The 14,370-nt window shown below is 66.2% G+C and carries 12 protein-coding genes and 2 pseudogenes; 2 read left to right on the top strand and 12 right to left on the bottom strand.

What is annotated here, in order from left to right:
- Positions 1-33 precede the first annotated feature (33 nt).
- Both ACAG21_RS06935 and ACAG21_RS06930 read left to right on the top strand, forming a co-directional pair.
- Positions 34-1,509: an amidase gene (locus tag ACAG21_RS06935; protein WP_370495218.1), complete on the top strand. Its 1,476-nt coding sequence runs from the start codon at positions 34-36 to the stop codon at positions 1,507-1,509.
- A 227-nt stretch (positions 1,510-1,736) separates the two neighbouring features.
- Positions 1,737-2,633 carry a manganese catalase family protein gene (locus ACAG21_RS06930; protein ID WP_370495217.1) on the top strand — a complete coding sequence of 299 codons (897 nt, stop codon included), beginning with the start codon at positions 1,737-1,739 and terminating at the stop codon, positions 2,631-2,633.
- 61 nt (positions 2,634-2,694) lie between these two features.
- On the opposite strand, the gene ACAG21_RS06925 is transcribed toward ACAG21_RS06930, so the two are convergent.
- The 12 genes and pseudogenes from ACAG21_RS06925 to ACAG21_RS06870 all read right to left on the bottom strand — a co-directional run.
- Positions 2,695-3,273 (bottom strand): hemerythrin domain-containing protein, encoded by a 579-nt coding sequence (locus ACAG21_RS06925; protein WP_370495216.1) that lies wholly within the window; start codon positions 3,271-3,273, stop codon positions 2,695-2,697.
- A gap of 115 nt (positions 3,274-3,388) precedes the next feature.
- The gene (locus tag ACAG21_RS06920; protein ID WP_370495215.1) at positions 3,389-3,703 is read right to left on the bottom strand and encodes an ESX-1 secretion-associated protein; all 315 of its coding nucleotides are present in this window, start codon (positions 3,701-3,703) and stop codon (positions 3,389-3,391) included.
- Between the two features lie 66 nt (positions 3,704-3,769).
- A complete protein-coding gene (locus ACAG21_RS06915) occupies positions 3,770-4,891 on the bottom strand; it encodes an EspA/EspE family type VII secretion system effector (protein ID WP_370495214.1) in 1,122 nt (373 codons plus the stop codon).
- A 248-nt stretch (positions 4,892-5,139) separates the two neighbouring features.
- Positions 5,140-7,101: a secretion protein EspK gene (locus ACAG21_RS06910; RefSeq protein WP_370495213.1), complete on the bottom strand. Its 1,962-nt coding sequence runs from the start codon at positions 7,099-7,101 to the stop codon at positions 5,140-5,142.
- Positions 7,098-8,567 carry a hypothetical protein gene (locus ACAG21_RS06905; protein WP_370495212.1) on the bottom strand — a complete coding sequence of 490 codons (1,470 nt, stop codon included), beginning with the start codon at positions 8,565-8,567 and terminating at the stop codon, positions 7,098-7,100. The genes ACAG21_RS06910 and ACAG21_RS06905 overlap by 4 nt, the downstream gene beginning before the upstream one ends.
- A 159-nt stretch (positions 8,568-8,726) precedes the next feature.
- Positions 8,727-9,626, bottom strand: a complete 900-nt coding sequence (era, locus tag ACAG21_RS06900; protein ID WP_096289121.1) for a GTPase Era — start codon at positions 9,624-9,626, stop codon at positions 8,727-8,729.
- Positions 9,623-9,943, bottom strand: coding sequence for a cytidine deaminase (locus ACAG21_RS06895; protein WP_370495211.1), 321 nt, complete (start codon positions 9,941-9,943; stop codon positions 9,623-9,625). The genes era and ACAG21_RS06895 overlap by 4 nt, the downstream gene beginning before the upstream one ends.
- The gene (locus ACAG21_RS06890; RefSeq protein WP_370495210.1) at positions 9,936-11,240 is read right to left on the bottom strand and encodes a hemolysin family protein; all 1,305 of its coding nucleotides are present in this window, start codon (positions 11,238-11,240) and stop codon (positions 9,936-9,938) included. Before ACAG21_RS06890 ends, ACAG21_RS06895 begins: the two co-directional genes overlap by 8 nt.
- A gap of 5 nt (positions 11,241-11,245) precedes the next feature.
- Positions 11,246-12,436: a hypothetical protein gene (locus ACAG21_RS06885; RefSeq protein ID WP_370495478.1), complete on the bottom strand. Its 1,191-nt coding sequence runs from the start codon at positions 12,434-12,436 to the stop codon at positions 11,246-11,248.
- 74 nt (positions 12,437-12,510) lie between these two features.
- The gene (ybeY, locus tag ACAG21_RS06880) at positions 12,511-13,044 is read right to left on the bottom strand and encodes an rRNA maturation RNase YbeY (protein WP_096289128.1); all 534 of its coding nucleotides are present in this window, start codon (positions 13,042-13,044) and stop codon (positions 12,511-12,513) included.
- Positions 13,045-13,062: 18 nt separating this feature from the next.
- Positions 13,063-13,401: pseudogene (locus tag ACAG21_RS06875) on the bottom strand (PhoH family protein); the annotation flags it as partial.
- 264 nt (positions 13,402-13,665) lie between these two features.
- Positions 13,666-13,968 (bottom strand): annotated as a pseudogene (locus ACAG21_RS06870) (LAGLIDADG family homing endonuclease); the annotation flags it as partial.
- Positions 13,969-14,370: the final 402 nt, after the last annotated feature.

The following is a 14,370-nucleotide window of genomic DNA, read 5'->3' as shown; positions in this document are numbered from 1 at the left end:
TCGCGGGGATCCGCGCCGATAGTCTCGTACCCCGTGATTGGCGCTTCCGAGTCGGCTTCTGGGTCCGTTTCCGGGTCCCGCGGCACGCGCCTGCCCACACTCACTGACCTGCTGTATCAGCTGAACAGCCGCGCGGTGACCTCCGACACATTGGTGCGACGTTCGCTGCATGCGATCGATGCCTGCCAGTCCACGCTGAACGCGTTCCGGGTGGTCCTGACGGAGTCGGCGCTGGCCGACGCGGCCGAGGCCGACCGGCGACGAGCCGCCGGTGAAACGGCGCCGTTGCTGGGCGTCCCGATCGCGGTGAAGGACGACGTCGATGTTGCTGGCGTGCCCACCGCCTTCGGCACCGACGGCTATGTGGCCCCGGCCACCCAGGACTCCGAGGTGGTACGCCGCCTCAAGGCCGCCGGAGCGGTGATCGTCGGCAAGACCAACACCTGCGAGCTGGGACAGTGGCCGTTCACCAGCGGGCCGGCGTTCGGGCACACCCGCAATCCGTGGTCACGGCGGCACACCCCGGGCGGCTCGTCCGGCGGTAGCGCCGCCGCGGTGGCCGCCGGTCTGGTGACCGCGGCTATCGGCTCCGACGGTGCCGGCAGCATCCGCATCCCGGCGGCGTGGACGCATCTGGTCGGCATCAAGCCGCAGCGCGGCCGCATCTCGACCTGGCCGCTGCCGGAGTCGTTCAACGGGATCACGGTCAACGGCGTGCTGGCCCGCACGGTCGCCGACGCGGCACTGGTGCTCGACGCGGCGTCGGGCAATGTCGAGGGTGACCGGCACAAGCCGCCGCCGCTGCGGGCGTCCGACTATGTCAGCATCGCCCCCGGTCCGCTGAACATCGCGCTGTCAACCCGGTTCGCGTACACCTTCTTTCGGGCCAAGCTGCATCCGGAGATACTGGCCGCGACCCGAGCGGTGGGCGAGCAGCTGCAATTGCTCGGCCATACGGTGGTCAACGGTAATCCGGACTACGGCGTGCGGCTGGGATGGGATTTTCTGGCCAGATCGACTGCGGGACTTCGGGACTGGGAGGAACGGTTGGGCGACGGCGTCGTCCTGGACCCCCGCACCCTGTCCAACCTGCGGATGGGCCATGTGCTGGGACAGGCGATCCTGCGCAACGCGCGGGTGCACGAAGCCGCGCTGCAGCGGCGGGTGGGCTCGATCTTCGACATCGTCGACGTGGTGGTGGCCCCGACGACCGCGCAGCCACCGCCGCTGGCCCGATCCTTCGACCGGCTCGGCGGGTTGGGCACCGACCGGGCCATGATCAAGGCCTGCCCGGCGACTTGGCCGTGGAATGTGTTGGGCTGGCCGTCAATCAACGTGCCGGCCGGGTTCACCTCGGACGGCTTGCCGATCGGTGTGCAGTTGATGGGCCCAGCGAACAGCGAGGGCATGCTGATCTCGCTGGCCGCCGAGTTGGAGGCCGTCTGCGGCTGGGCCGCCAAGCAGCCGAAAGTATGGTGGGAGCACGATCATTTCCGTCCACACGATTAGGCTGCAGCGTTAAAAGTCCAGGCACCCAACATATTTCTCGCTTCTAGCGACTGATCGGTATCGAAATCAGGCTCGAAACAGCTTTGCTTGCGTCATGCGCGTCGGCTACCCGCGGCCGGCATGCGCAAACGGTCTCTATGGGTACCTGGATAACCGCGTTTGGCGGCCAATGCCCCGGGTACCCGGCTGCGCACACCAGCCGTGCCGACATCCCCAGGAGGCAATCAATGTTCATGCATAACAAAGATCTTCAGTTCGAGGTACGGGTCACCGAACCCGATCCGCGATTTGCGTCGCTGCTCATGGAGCAATTCGGCGGCGCCAACGGCGAACTCACCGCGGCGCTGCAGTACTTCACCCAGGCATTCGTGCTGCGCCAAAAGAACCCCAAGATGTACGACCTGTTCATGGACATCGCGACCGAAGAGCTCAGCCATCTCGAGATGGTCGGATCGATGATCACCATGTTGCTCGACGGACTCAGCGACGATCTCAAGATCGCGAATCAACGGTGCGACTGGATGCCGGCGGTCGCCAGTACGAATGGGCGCGACAACATCATTCATCAGGTCGCCGTCAACCCGATGTTCCTCGTGCTCAGCGGCGGCGGACCCGACGTCAAGGATTCCGGGGGCAACAACTGGACCGGGGCATTCATCGATGCCAACGGCGATCCCACCGTCGACCTGCGAAACAACGTCGCGGCCGAGTCCCGGGCGAAAGTCGTCTACGAGTACCTCAAGCAGTTCACCGATGACCCGGGCGTGCAGGAAACCCTGACGTTCTTGATGACGCGTGAGGTCGCGCACTACCAGCAGTTCACCGCCGCGCTCAACGAGCTTCCGGTCAACTTCCCGCCCGGGCAGTTGGCGGGCGATCCCCGTTTCCAAAATGTGGCGTTCAACATGTCGAACGGCGGCGGCGAATCGATCCGCGGGCCGTGGAACCAGGGACAGGGTCCGTGGCCGCAGGGCATCGAATGGGACTACGTGGAAAAGCCCGAACAGCAATGGCTGGGTACGGACTCGCGCCAAAACAAGGGAGCCGAACAGAACCCTCAGGGCTCGCCAGCGGTCGAGGCCGAAAAGCCGTTCACGCACGAACAGCACTCGCCCACAACCTGATCGGGTAACAACGAAGACTGGGCATCGGATGCTCCGATGCCCAGTCTTCGCGTTGGTCCGTCTAGTGGGCCTGTGGGTCCGGCGGGTTATCTTGGCTGCGGCCGGTGACCGCATCGCGCACGTGGTCCACAATCGCCGCGCCGACTCCCATCGTCTTCTGCACCGCAGCGTTCGGCGGAGTGTCGGGGTGCGGCCTGGTGGGCGCGATTTTCTTTGCGGCTTCTAGCTTTTCGCCGATCTTCTCCAGCTCCTCGCGACTCATCACCTGTTCGACCTGGGGCCACACCACCTCTTGCTCGTAGGCGATGTGTTCCCGGCCGGCGTCGACGAATTGCTGCAACGCTTCGTGGTAGTCCGGGTCGCCGGGCTTGCCGTCTTCCAGTCGCTGCAGCAGCTTCTTGCCGGTCTGCTCCTGTTCGATCGCCTTGTCGGCCAACGCATCACCGAGCGCCTCACGCACCGCGGGCCAGAAGAACTGTTCTTCGATCGCTTCGTGTTGCGACTCGGCGATGATCAGGTTGTTCACCGTGGTTTCCAGGCCGCTGGCTTCGGCGCCGGAGCCCGACGGGGCACCATCGAGGGTCTCGAACAAGCCGAGCACGCTTTTGTGGTCTTGGCGGAGAAAAGTTAATGCATCCATGTCCTGCCTTCCGATTGGGGCTGTATCGGTCGGTCAGTGGTACCCGGCGCCTGGATGTTGAAACGATTGCGCGGACGACGAGGCCCTCCCACCGGGCGTGGGAGGGCCTCGTCTTTCAGCGATCAATCAGTTGCTTGTCGATGTTGCCGGCCGCCAGCTCGTCGGTGCTGGCGTAGGCGGCGGCGGCGGTGCCCAGCTTGGCGGCGAGGTCCTGGCAGACACTTTGCATCGCCTCGACCGCGCAACGGCGCGCGGCCTCGACACGAGTCAACGCAATATTGGAGGGCTCGCTGCCCACACCGTGGGTAAGCCAGACGGCGGAGCTGATCCCTTTGGTCACCTCGGCCGCCGATCCGATCTTCGCGGATGTTTGGTTCTCAATTGCGGCCAGCTGGTCGAGGTAGTTCGGTGTGACGACCAAATCGGACATGGGTTGTTCTCCTTTTCAGGTATGTATTAGTTTGTCTGACAACAGCTTTGACTGCAGAGTGGGCTTTTACCCGGCGCGTCGTATGGTGGCCTCGGGCACTGCGAACTCGATCGGTGCGCGCTCGGCGCTCTGGGCACCCGGTGCCGCTGCGCCGTCATCGACGTCATCGGCAAACCCCTCATCCTCGGACAGACCCGCCTTCTGGCCCGTTCGGGGCACGGGGTAAATCGGGCGCGGCCCCGGACTCTGACTGAGTTGTGCAGCTCTGCCTGGCATTTGAGCGATTGGAGCCAAGGTAGGCGCGCCCGATGACGACGTGGCCGCAGCCGCCTCCTCGCGCGCGTCCAACACGCGCCGTCGCAGCGAGGTCTCACCCGCGCCGGCGGGGGTGCTTTGCTTCGTCGAAGCATCCGGGTGTGCCGGCGTGGCGAGCTCGACCGCGCTGCACACGTCAGTCATCCTCCTCGAGACCTCACCGAAGTCGGGCGTGGTGGACTCCAGCGCGGGGGCCACGTACGACTCGGCAGACGTGGTACTCGGTGAAACCGGGGCCAGCTTTTGGTATTTGGAGATTATTTCGTTGGCCTTGCCCGCGTTGTCTTGCGAGTAGCGGAACAGCGTGAAAACGAAGGAGCTGGCAGCACCGATCCCCATGACGGCAACGGTGGTGGCGAATGTTTCGGCGAGGGCGAGGCCGGCCGGCGCAGGCACCGAGATCTTCAGGGCCAACTCAATGCCAAATGCTGCCATCAGGAGATCCTTCAAAATGCCGAAGGCCAACCGCATATGGGTGACCCACTCGGCCTGATTCTTGGTGATGTCGGCAAGCTGGCGGTCCAGCTCAGCCATCCCTTGCGCGAGGGTCCTCAGCGCCGTCACCTGTTGGGCATAGGCCTGCGACGCATCACCCTGCCAGTCGTCATCCGGGAGCGCCGACATCAGCTGGTCCGAGATTTCGATCAGCTGTTGAGATCCTGCGGCGAAATCCCCGCCTTCGCAGGGCGGCCCGAATCCGGTCATCAGCTCCACGACGTCGACGACGGTGAGTGTCTTGAGGATGAGACTGGTGCTGTCCTTCATCCCCTTGTTCATCTCCTCCAATTCTTCGCCAGACATATTCCGGGACAGTCGATATTGCTGAACCATCTTGTAGCCGACAAGGCCGCCGGACAGCGCGTCCGCGCTCATGCTGGTCACACTCGACGCGATGTATTCGGCGCCGTAACTCGCGCTGCCTGAGCCGTTGAATTGTGCGCCTAAGCCACCTAGGTTGGCGATCAGCCGGGCGGCGTCTACAAATACGTTCATCTGAGTTTCCCTGCCAATCAGTGAGTTTAGTGAGGTTCGGCGGTGAACCCATCGGCCGGCGCCAGTTGCGACCGTCGAAGATATATTCGGTGATTGCCCTGCACGGATTCTTGGAGCGAAAACCGGGCTTACGCCGCCTCGGCCTGCGTGTTGCCGAGTCGCGACACCAGGTGGTTCCAATACAGCCAGTCGGCGACGGCGTCGCGCCGGGCAACCGGGTCCGCCGCGTTGTGGGCCCGGTGGAGCTGGGCGTCTCGGGTTAGGCCGGCGTAGGCGTGCATGGCACGCAGGTGTGCGTCTTGGCGACCGGCAAGGGTGCTGGCCAGGGGCTGCATTACCGCGAGCCACAATGTGGCGCGCTGACCGGCCGTCGGGCTGCCGACCTGCGCCGCGGGTATCAGGTCGAGCAGTTCCCGATCCGGGGTCGCCGTCAACCGGTCGGCAGCTTCGGCGTCCACGACTTCGAGCCGGGTGCGCCCGACCATCACGCCAGTGTCCGGGATGTCCTCCGGCGTCAGCAGGATCGTGGCCACGCCGGGATCGGAATCGGCCAGCTGCTCCTTAGTGCCGATGACCGCTCTCAGCTCGGTGTCGTGATGGCGCGCCCAGGCCTGTACGGCCAGCACCGGATAGGTGGCCCAGCGCGCCCGCTCGCCGGCCGGGATCGCCTCGTCGGCGCTTGCCATGTGCACCTTTTCGGGCAACTGCACGCCGTCGGGGATGTAGGCCAGGCCGTAACTGTTTGCCACCACGATTTCCCCGTCGGTGGTCACCGCGGTCACCCAGAAGAAGCCCATATCCTGTGTGCGAACGGCGACCGGCGCATTCAAGGCAGCCGCGACGTGGCGCGCCATCCACAGCGCGTCGGTCCTGGTACCACCCGCGGCGTTGCCGACGGTGGCATTGGCGATGGCATCGCGGGCAGCCCGCGCCAGTGAGACCGAAACCAGCGGCGCTGCAACACCATCGGATGCCCGACTGGGGTTAGCCGACTCCGCGCGCGCAGCGGACCGATGCCGTAGCGACTGCTTGTCGGCCGCTGCCGGTCGCACCGCGGACGGCTTGCGCGGCGACGCCTGCCCGGCGGGGGCACGCGACCCCGACCGCGCTCGTGGAGCACCGCCCGGTGCGGCCGGCGTCATGGGTGCCGGGGCTGCCAAGGGCATCCCCGGCATACCGGGGTCAGCGGCCGGCCCGGCTGACGAGTCTCCCGACCACGGCCGGACGGAGACCACACCCTTGCTGCGGACGCCGCCATGCGAACTCGGCAGAGTCGCCGAAGCGTGCACGGCCGCCGGTTGGGGGTCGGGTGCGCTAGGTCCCCGGCCGGCGGCCGCGGGAATCGCGCTCGCGTGGGCGGCATCCGGGGCCTCCGGCGAAACCGGTTCCGGCGCGGGTGTCGTCGCGGGCAACGGAGGCGGAGTCGACCGTGGACCGACACCTGCGGCCGAAGCCGACGGCAACAGCGTTGCCGGTGCAACGCGGGCCGGCGCCGACGACGCCGGCAGATCGGGAACGTCTGCCGGGGAATCGTGGTCGGACGCTAATGCCTGCTGGCCGAGCAGGATTCGCCGTTCATTGGCCGAGGACGTTCCCTGCTTGATTGCCTGAATCTGCTCGGCGGTGTCGCTGACCACTCTGACATTGGCCGCGAGCGTCGCACGCACCATCGTCTCGATCGCGTCGTCTCGCTCGGCCGCCTCGAGGCGGAAGTCTTTCTCCAGTTCGTTGATCCGCCGGTGAGCGAGTTCCACGTTGTCGCCGATCTCCGACTTCGCTCGACCGACCGATCCCGCGATATCCCAATGCCAGGCAATCACTCTCGCCAGATGACGCTGCAGCGTTGTCAGGTCGTTGATACGTGTTGCCAGCTCGTCGTCGGCGGCGCCGGCTGCCCCGCCCGTCCACACACCGGTCTCGAAGATCGAAATCTGCTCGTGCTGGCAGGCTTCCAGGACTGCGGTGACGCCCGACATCACCCCCGTGTACTCCCGAGCCCGGTCATATAAGGCGTCCTCATCGACCTGGGGCCACCCGTTAGGCGCCAACATCTGCTCGGCGTAGCGACCCGTCGGCCTCACGATGCTCACGGCTTCTGACCTCTCAGGTCGGTAGCGCTCTTCGGCACCGGGAGTCGCCCGATGATCCCTTCGGTCCATGCGCGATTCTCGGTATAGATCGCGTCATCGTCGCGTTGCAGGCGCTTGCCCTTGCCGGTACCGCGGTCGCCCTGGGCGCCCAGTGGAGCCGCGCCCATGCCGCCTCCGCCCATCGCGCCGCCCGTAGTCCGCCCGGGGACCCCGAAGCCAGCCCCCTCGGCACCCTTTGCCGCGGCGCCCGGCGACGCCGCGGCGTAGCGCGGATCCTGCAACGGTGTCGACGGCATTCCGAGCCCGCCGAGGCCGACCGACGCCGGCTTGAGCCCGGGCGCACCCACTTTGGGCAAGCCCGCGGCCTTGGTGCTGTTGACGCCCGCTAAGGCGGGGCTGGGCTGCGGCGGCGCCTTTGGGGTGTTGCCCATCGGCAGACTCGGGATGCTGGGGACGCTGGGTACCGCGGTCGGCGCGTCGCCGGGTGCGCCATCCGGATACCGGGACCCGGCGCCATCAGGAAGGTTGTCGTCCGACGGCGGCTGGATTCCGGTGGCCGCCGGCGGCGTCGGGGGGTTGATCGGAGCCAACGGCAGGCTCGCCTTCTGCTGGTACTGCGCAACGAGCTCGTCCGACTTTTCCTGAGCTTTCTGGAAAAACTCGATGTAGGACTGCTTGTATGCGGCCTGGGTGGGGTCGTCCCAAATTCGTTCCCAGGTTTGTTCGCAACGCAGAATTTCCGCGTAGTCGAGGACGTAGTCACCGCCGGCGGGATTCAGATCCGGAAATACGATGTGCGCACCGCGCATCCAGCGATGCGCATCTACGACGGTGTGGGCCTGAGTGACCAACTGGTTGCACAGTTCCGCCATCCCGGTCAACCACGATCGCTGTTGATCGAAGTTCGCCTCAACCGCCGCGCACGCCGTGCCCGACCATTCGGTGAACGGCCGAAAGCGAACGACGGCTTGCAGCAGCGCGACCCGATGAGCCGCCCACGCATCCGCGAAGGCGAGAAATGCGGCACCTTGGTCGGGTTGCTCCAAGTCGAACGCCCGTTGTTTGACCGCCTGAAACTCGATCGGCAACGGGTCGGCCGCCAGACGCGTGTCCTTCAGCGAGGCTCGGTCCACCACCTGAGCGGCGTGCTGCACCGGCCGGTTCGACACGGAAGTTCCGTTGTGCAGAGCCTGTGTGGCGCCCTCGTCCGCATCCTCGTACGCCGCGGCCGCGTTGCGCAGCGACTCCGCCAGATTTGTCCGCTCCTTTTCGCCCACCGCCAGATAGATCCGCATGTTGTTGGCGGACAAGACAAGTTGTTCGGCCGCCGCGACGATCGGCGCGAGGTTGCACGGCGCCTGCAGCGCTAGCAATTCCGCGGGCAGCCCGGGGATCGGCTGCTCCAGCTCGGCGGCCCGGGCCAGAAGTTCTTGCTTCTCGACGTTGACCGCCAACGGTTGCGTCATCGCCAGCGACCCTCCTTCTACCGTGATCGGCTTCGGTGCGTTCCGAATTCGCCGGTCCGCATCGACCGTTAGAGAAACCTTCTGGGAAAGCCCTCAAAAGATTCTTGGAACGGATCCGCCCATCACGGCACGTCGCCTGTGATCGCGCCGCCGGTTTAGCTAAAAGCCCAGTCGCCCAAGCTGTTTGGGGTCGCTTTGCCAGTTCTTGGCAACCTTCACGCGCAGGTCGAGATACACCTTGGTGCCCAGCAGCTTCTCGATTTGCCCGCGCGCTGCCGTGCCCACTTCGCGCAGCCGGGCCCCGCCCTTGCCGATGATGATGCCCTTCTGGCTGTCCCGCTCGACATAGAGCAGCGCGTGCACGTCGATCAGGTCGTCGCGGTCCTCGCGCGGGTTGACCTCGTCGATCACCACGGCCAGCGAATGCGGAAGCTCGTCGCGGACACCTTCGAGTGCGGCCTCGCGAATCAACTCGGCCATCAGGATCTCTTCGGGCTCGTCGGTCAGCTCGCCGTCGGGGTAATACGCCGGGCCGGGGGGCAGCGCGGCGGCCAGCACGTCGATCAGCACGTCGACCTGGGTGCCGGCCACCGCTGACACCGGAACGATTTCGGCCGCACCGTCGACGAGTTCACTGACCGCGAGAAGCTGGGCGGCCACCCGGTCCTTGGGCACCTTGTCGATTTTGGTGACGATCACCACGAGGGTGGTCTTCGGAGCGACCGAGCGAATCTGGTCGAGGATCCAGCGGTCTCCGGGCCCGATGGCCTCGTCGGCCGGGATGCACAACCCGATCACGTCGACTTCGGTGTAGGTGTCCCGGACCAATTCGTTGAGCCGCTTGCCCAGCAGCGTGCGCGGCCGGTGCAGGCCCGGCGTGTCGACCAGAATGATCTGAAAGTTCTCGCGGTGCACGATGCCGCGGATGGTGTGGCGGGTGGTCTGCGGGCGCTTCGAGGTGATCGCCACCTTGGTGCCGACCAGAGCGTTCGTCAGCGTCGACTTGCCGGTGTTCGGCCGGCCCACCAAACACACGAAGCCCGAACGGAATTCGCTCATAGCGGGGCACCGGCGCGATCGGTGAGGATGACCGCAGCGGTGGGGCTGAGCTCGCGCACCGCGGCGATGCCGGGGTCGTCGGCCGACCCCGCCACCAGCACGGCGGCCTGAAGGCCCGTCGCCCCGCTCGATACGGCCGCGGCCACCGCGGCCTGCAGCCCGGTGAGCCGCAACGCCGACAACTCCACGGGCGCGGCCGCATAGGTGCGGCCGTCGACGTCGCGCACCGAGGCCGCGCTGGCGGCCTCCGCCCGGGCCATCGCCGACCGGGCCAGCGCCACCAGCGTGACATCCTCGGAGTCGAGTTGCTCAGCCATGATGCGTGCCCTCGAGCTCGTGGTCCTCCGACTCGGCCGGGCTCAGCAACACGGTGCCGATCCGCACCCGCCCGCGATGGTCGGGCCCACCCTCGGCGCGCAGCCGCAGGCCGTGCGAGACCACCTCGGCGCCGGGCAGCGGAACCCGGCCCAACTCCAATGCCAGCAGGCCGCCCACCGTGTCGACGTCGAGGTCGTCGTCGAATTCGACGTCGTAGAGTTCGCCGACGTCTTCGATCGGCAGCCGCGACGACACCCGAAAGTGCTTGTCGCCCAAGTCTTCTATCGGCGCGACCTCGGCCTCGTCGTATTCGTCGGCGATCTCACCGACGATCTCCTCCAGCACGTCTTCGATGCTGACCAGCCCGGCGATCGCGCCGTACTCGTCGACGAGCAGCGCCATGTGGTTGCGGTCGCGCTGCATTTCGCGCAACAGCGCATCCAGCGGCTTGGAGTCGGGCACGAACACGGCCGGGCGCATCACCTGCGCCACCTTGATGTCACGACCACCGTCAGGAGCCAAGAACGTCTGCTCGACAAGATCTTTCAGATAGACCACGCCGACGATGTCGTCGACGTTCTCGCCGATCACCGGAATTCGCGAATGTCCGCTGCGCACCGCCAAGTTGGTCGCCTGGCTGGCGAATTTGTCGCTCTCGATCCAGATCATCTCGGTGCGGGGCACCATCACCTCACGCGCCGGAGTGTCGCCGAGTTCGAACACCGACTCGATCATCCGGCGCTCGTCGGCGGCGACGACGCCGCGCTGCTGGGCCAGGTCGACCACTTCGCGCAACTCGATCTCGGACGCGAACGGACCGTTTCGCAGGCCGCGGCCGGGGGTGAGCGCGTTACCGATGACCACCAGCAGGCGACTGACCGGCATCAGCAGCGACGAAATCACCTGCAGCGGAATGGCCAACGCCAGTGAGATCGTGTACGCGTGCTGACGGCCGAGCGTGCGCGGGCCCACCCCGATGACGATGAAGCTGGTCAGCACCATGATGGTGGCGGCCCCGAAAACCGCCCAGCTCAGGCCGAAGTTGTCGTACAGAAAGACCACCAGCAGTACGGTCGCGGTGACCTCGCACGTGATGCGCAACAGCACCACCAGGTTGATGTAGCGCGGCCGGTCGGCCATCACCTTCGACAACGATCGCGCGCCGGGCCGCTCGTCGCGCACCAGCTCGGCCACCCGGGCCAGCGACACCGTGCTGATAGCCCCGTCGATGGCCGCGAAGACCCCACCGAGAATTATCAACGCGAGCGCACCGAGGAGCTGAGATATCCCGGTCAACGGTGCTAATGCCTTGGCTCGGACGCGGACTCTTTCTTGGCCTCGTCGCTCTTGGCTCGACGATTGAGCAAACCGGCGATGAGCACCACCGCCAGCACCAGCAACCCGTACCGCACCGCCCACGGCCACCAGGCTTGGGACGGCGGGGCGGGCATGGCCGGTTGGGTTTGGTCCCCGTGCACGGCCAGCGTCACCAAGAAGTCGCCGTTGTCGGTCGGCCCGAAGCCCGGCAGGGACTGGGTCTTGCTGACCCTGATCTGCACGCCGCTGGCGGGATCGGTGACCTGGCCCCAGGCCACCGTGGTGTCGTCGAGCAGGAAGCTGTCCTGGCTGCCCGCGGGTTGACTTTCGTCGCGGCCTAGCACCGCCACCTGCCCGACCTGCACGATCTGGTTGTCGGCAGGGACTTCGGCCAGGACATTCTGGTACAGCGTCGGGGGCGCGGGCGCGGCGTACTCCGGCGGCGGCGGGCCCTGCGAGTTGGGCGGCGGCACGAAGGCGCCGCCGTAGAAGCTGCCCGCGACCAGATAGCTCTCACCGACAGCGGTGAACGGGACCAGGCCCGCGGTGCCGGCATCCAGCACGATCCGGCCACCGGCCGGCAGGTACGCGTCCCGGGACGCGCCGTCATAGGTGTAGCGGAAGGTCATCGCCTGGCTGAGCGGGTTGTACAGCGTCGGACGGTGATCCTCGTCGTAGTCGACGAAGTCCCAGTGCCGCGGCCGGACCAGCACCTTGTTGTCGGCCCTGACCTGCTCGATGTTTTCGCTGTGGTTGGTGATGACGTTCTGTACCTGCTGATTGAAGTCCGTCGAGGTCGGCGGCTTCGGCGGGTCGGCGGGATTCAGGCGCGCCACCGGTGCGGCCTTGGCCGCCGCGACCGCCTGCGGGGGTGCATCCAGCTTCTTCGGCGGTGCCACCACCCCGACGTTTCGCGGCGCTCCCGGGGCCGGCGGATTGATCTTCGGGGTCTGCACCGGCGTCGGCGCCGGGCGCGTGGGACTCGGTGGCAGGGGCAGCGGCGGCGGCTCCGGGATATACACCGGGGTACTCGTCGGTGCCGGGGCCGGCCGCGGCGCCGGGGCGTTACACACGTTCGCGGTGTGATACGCCTCGACATAGAACATGCAGTGCTGGCAGGACACGGGGTTTGCCCCCTCGCCGGCGCACGGCGACGCCGCCGCCACGCCGGGCATGCTCACCAGCACCACCGCGGGTGCAAAAGCTATCGCGGCCGAAACCGCGATCCAGAGTGCTCGCTTCAAAAGGCTCAATTGTCGAAATACCTTGACTTGTCCAGCAACCGGCGGTCTCGCTCGTCCTGCCGGTCGTAGTGGTACGCCTCGACCTGGTCGGCTACCCACTCTTCGAGAAGCCGCCCCTGTAGGGCGAACATCTCCTTCTCTTCGTCATGCTCGGCGTGGTCGTAGCCGAGCAGGTGCAGCACGCCGTGAATCGTCAACAGCGCCAACTCTTGTCCGAGACTGTGGCCCGCCGCCGCGGCCTGCTCGGCGGCGAATTCCGGGCATAACACGATGTCCCCCAGCATCGACGGCCCCGGCTCCGGCGCGTCCGGACGGCCACCGGGCTCGAGCTCGTCCATCGGGAAACTCATCACGTCGGTCGGGCCGGGCAGGTCCATCCAGCGCATGTGCAGGTCGGCCATCGCCGCGGTGTCCAGCAGCACCATCGACAGCTCGGCCCCCGGATTGACGTCCATTTTGGCGATGACGAAGCGCGCGACGCTCACCAGCTCTGCTTCGGAGATGTCGATGCCGGACTCGTTGGACACTTCGATCGTCATGGCCTGCTCACCGCCCCCTCATCGGCGAGTTCGGGTTCCGGATGCCCGCCGAGCCGCCCGATTCATGCCCGAGTCGGGTTCCTCAAACCTCGCATAGGCGTCGACGATCTCCGAAACGAGCCGATGGCGCACCACATCGGCGCTGGTCAGCTCGGCGATGTAAATGTCGTCGACGTCGTCGAGGATGTCGACGGCCGACCGCAAGCCGGACCGGGCGCCGCCCGGCAGGTCGACCTGGGTCATGTCCCCGGTCACGACGATCTTGGACCCGAAGCCAAGCCGCGTGAGGAACATCTTCATCTGTTCGGCGGTGGTGTTCTGCGCCTCGTCCAGAACGATGAACGCGTTGTTGAGGGTGTTATGGGTAAGCAGAAAGTCCTCGGTGACGTACAGCGAATCTGCGGCCGCGACCCGGATGCACACGGCTTCCTCGGTGCCCGCGGATTCGATCCGATCGACGAAGCGTTTCGGCTGTCCCCCACCAGTTTCGTCGTACTTCGCCGCCTTCCGTGAGAGCCGGAACGGGACTAATCCTTCTGGCAGGCGTATGTCGAGGATGTGTGCGTCAGACCGGTGGGACACCGCTCGCCCCCTGGCCAGGCCCGGCGTGCGGCCGGCCGCAGGCCTGGTGCGGCAGTAGACGACACCGCCCAATGACTGGACAAGGAACACCACGTCGTCACGCAGCCGGTCCGAGACCGTCGTGAACTGAATGCGGCACGTCCGGCCTTGCTGAGTCACCGGACCACCATCTGAATCGAGCAACCCTTGCAACAGCGCCAGCCGCACACATGACGAATTGAGAAGATAATCCTGCGGAATGAACTTCGTGTCCGATCGCAGGCCCGCCAGCCCCAGCTGACGCAGCGCGGCCGTGACAGGGTTCACTCCCGCGCCGCGGGGACGGTTGATCTGGTTCAGCATATAGTCGACAGCCGACTTGCGTCGCACTTCGATCCCGGGAATCAGACGTCCAAGGGCTTCGGCCAATTCCGGATCAGCGGTCGCAAATGAGGGCGTCGTCGAACATGTCAGACAACCGTCGCCCAACAGTAAGCCCAGCCCATAGGGGTCAAGGGGCACGGGTTGCGATTCAAAACTCACCGGGGCGCTCAACAGTGGCAACTCGTAGCGGTGGTAATGGGCCGCGCGCAGGTTGCCAATCATCTGCTTCGTCTGCAGCACCCGCGCAGACTTGCCCCGCCGCCGGTCAGAGCGGGTGTAGACCGACCACAGATGATCGCCGGTGGCTAAGGTCGACGAATCGTCTTGCGTCCATACCCGATAGATTTCTTTGAACCCCTGCGGATACACGCCAAGAACTTC

It is taken from the genome of Mycobacterium sp. pR1184 (assembly GCF_041287235.1).
In the GTDB taxonomy this organism is placed as follows: Bacteria; Actinomycetota; Actinomycetes; order Mycobacteriales; family Mycobacteriaceae; genus Mycobacterium.
Note: the sequence above shows the minus strand (reverse complement) of the source record. Positions and strands in the feature narration are given on the sequence as shown.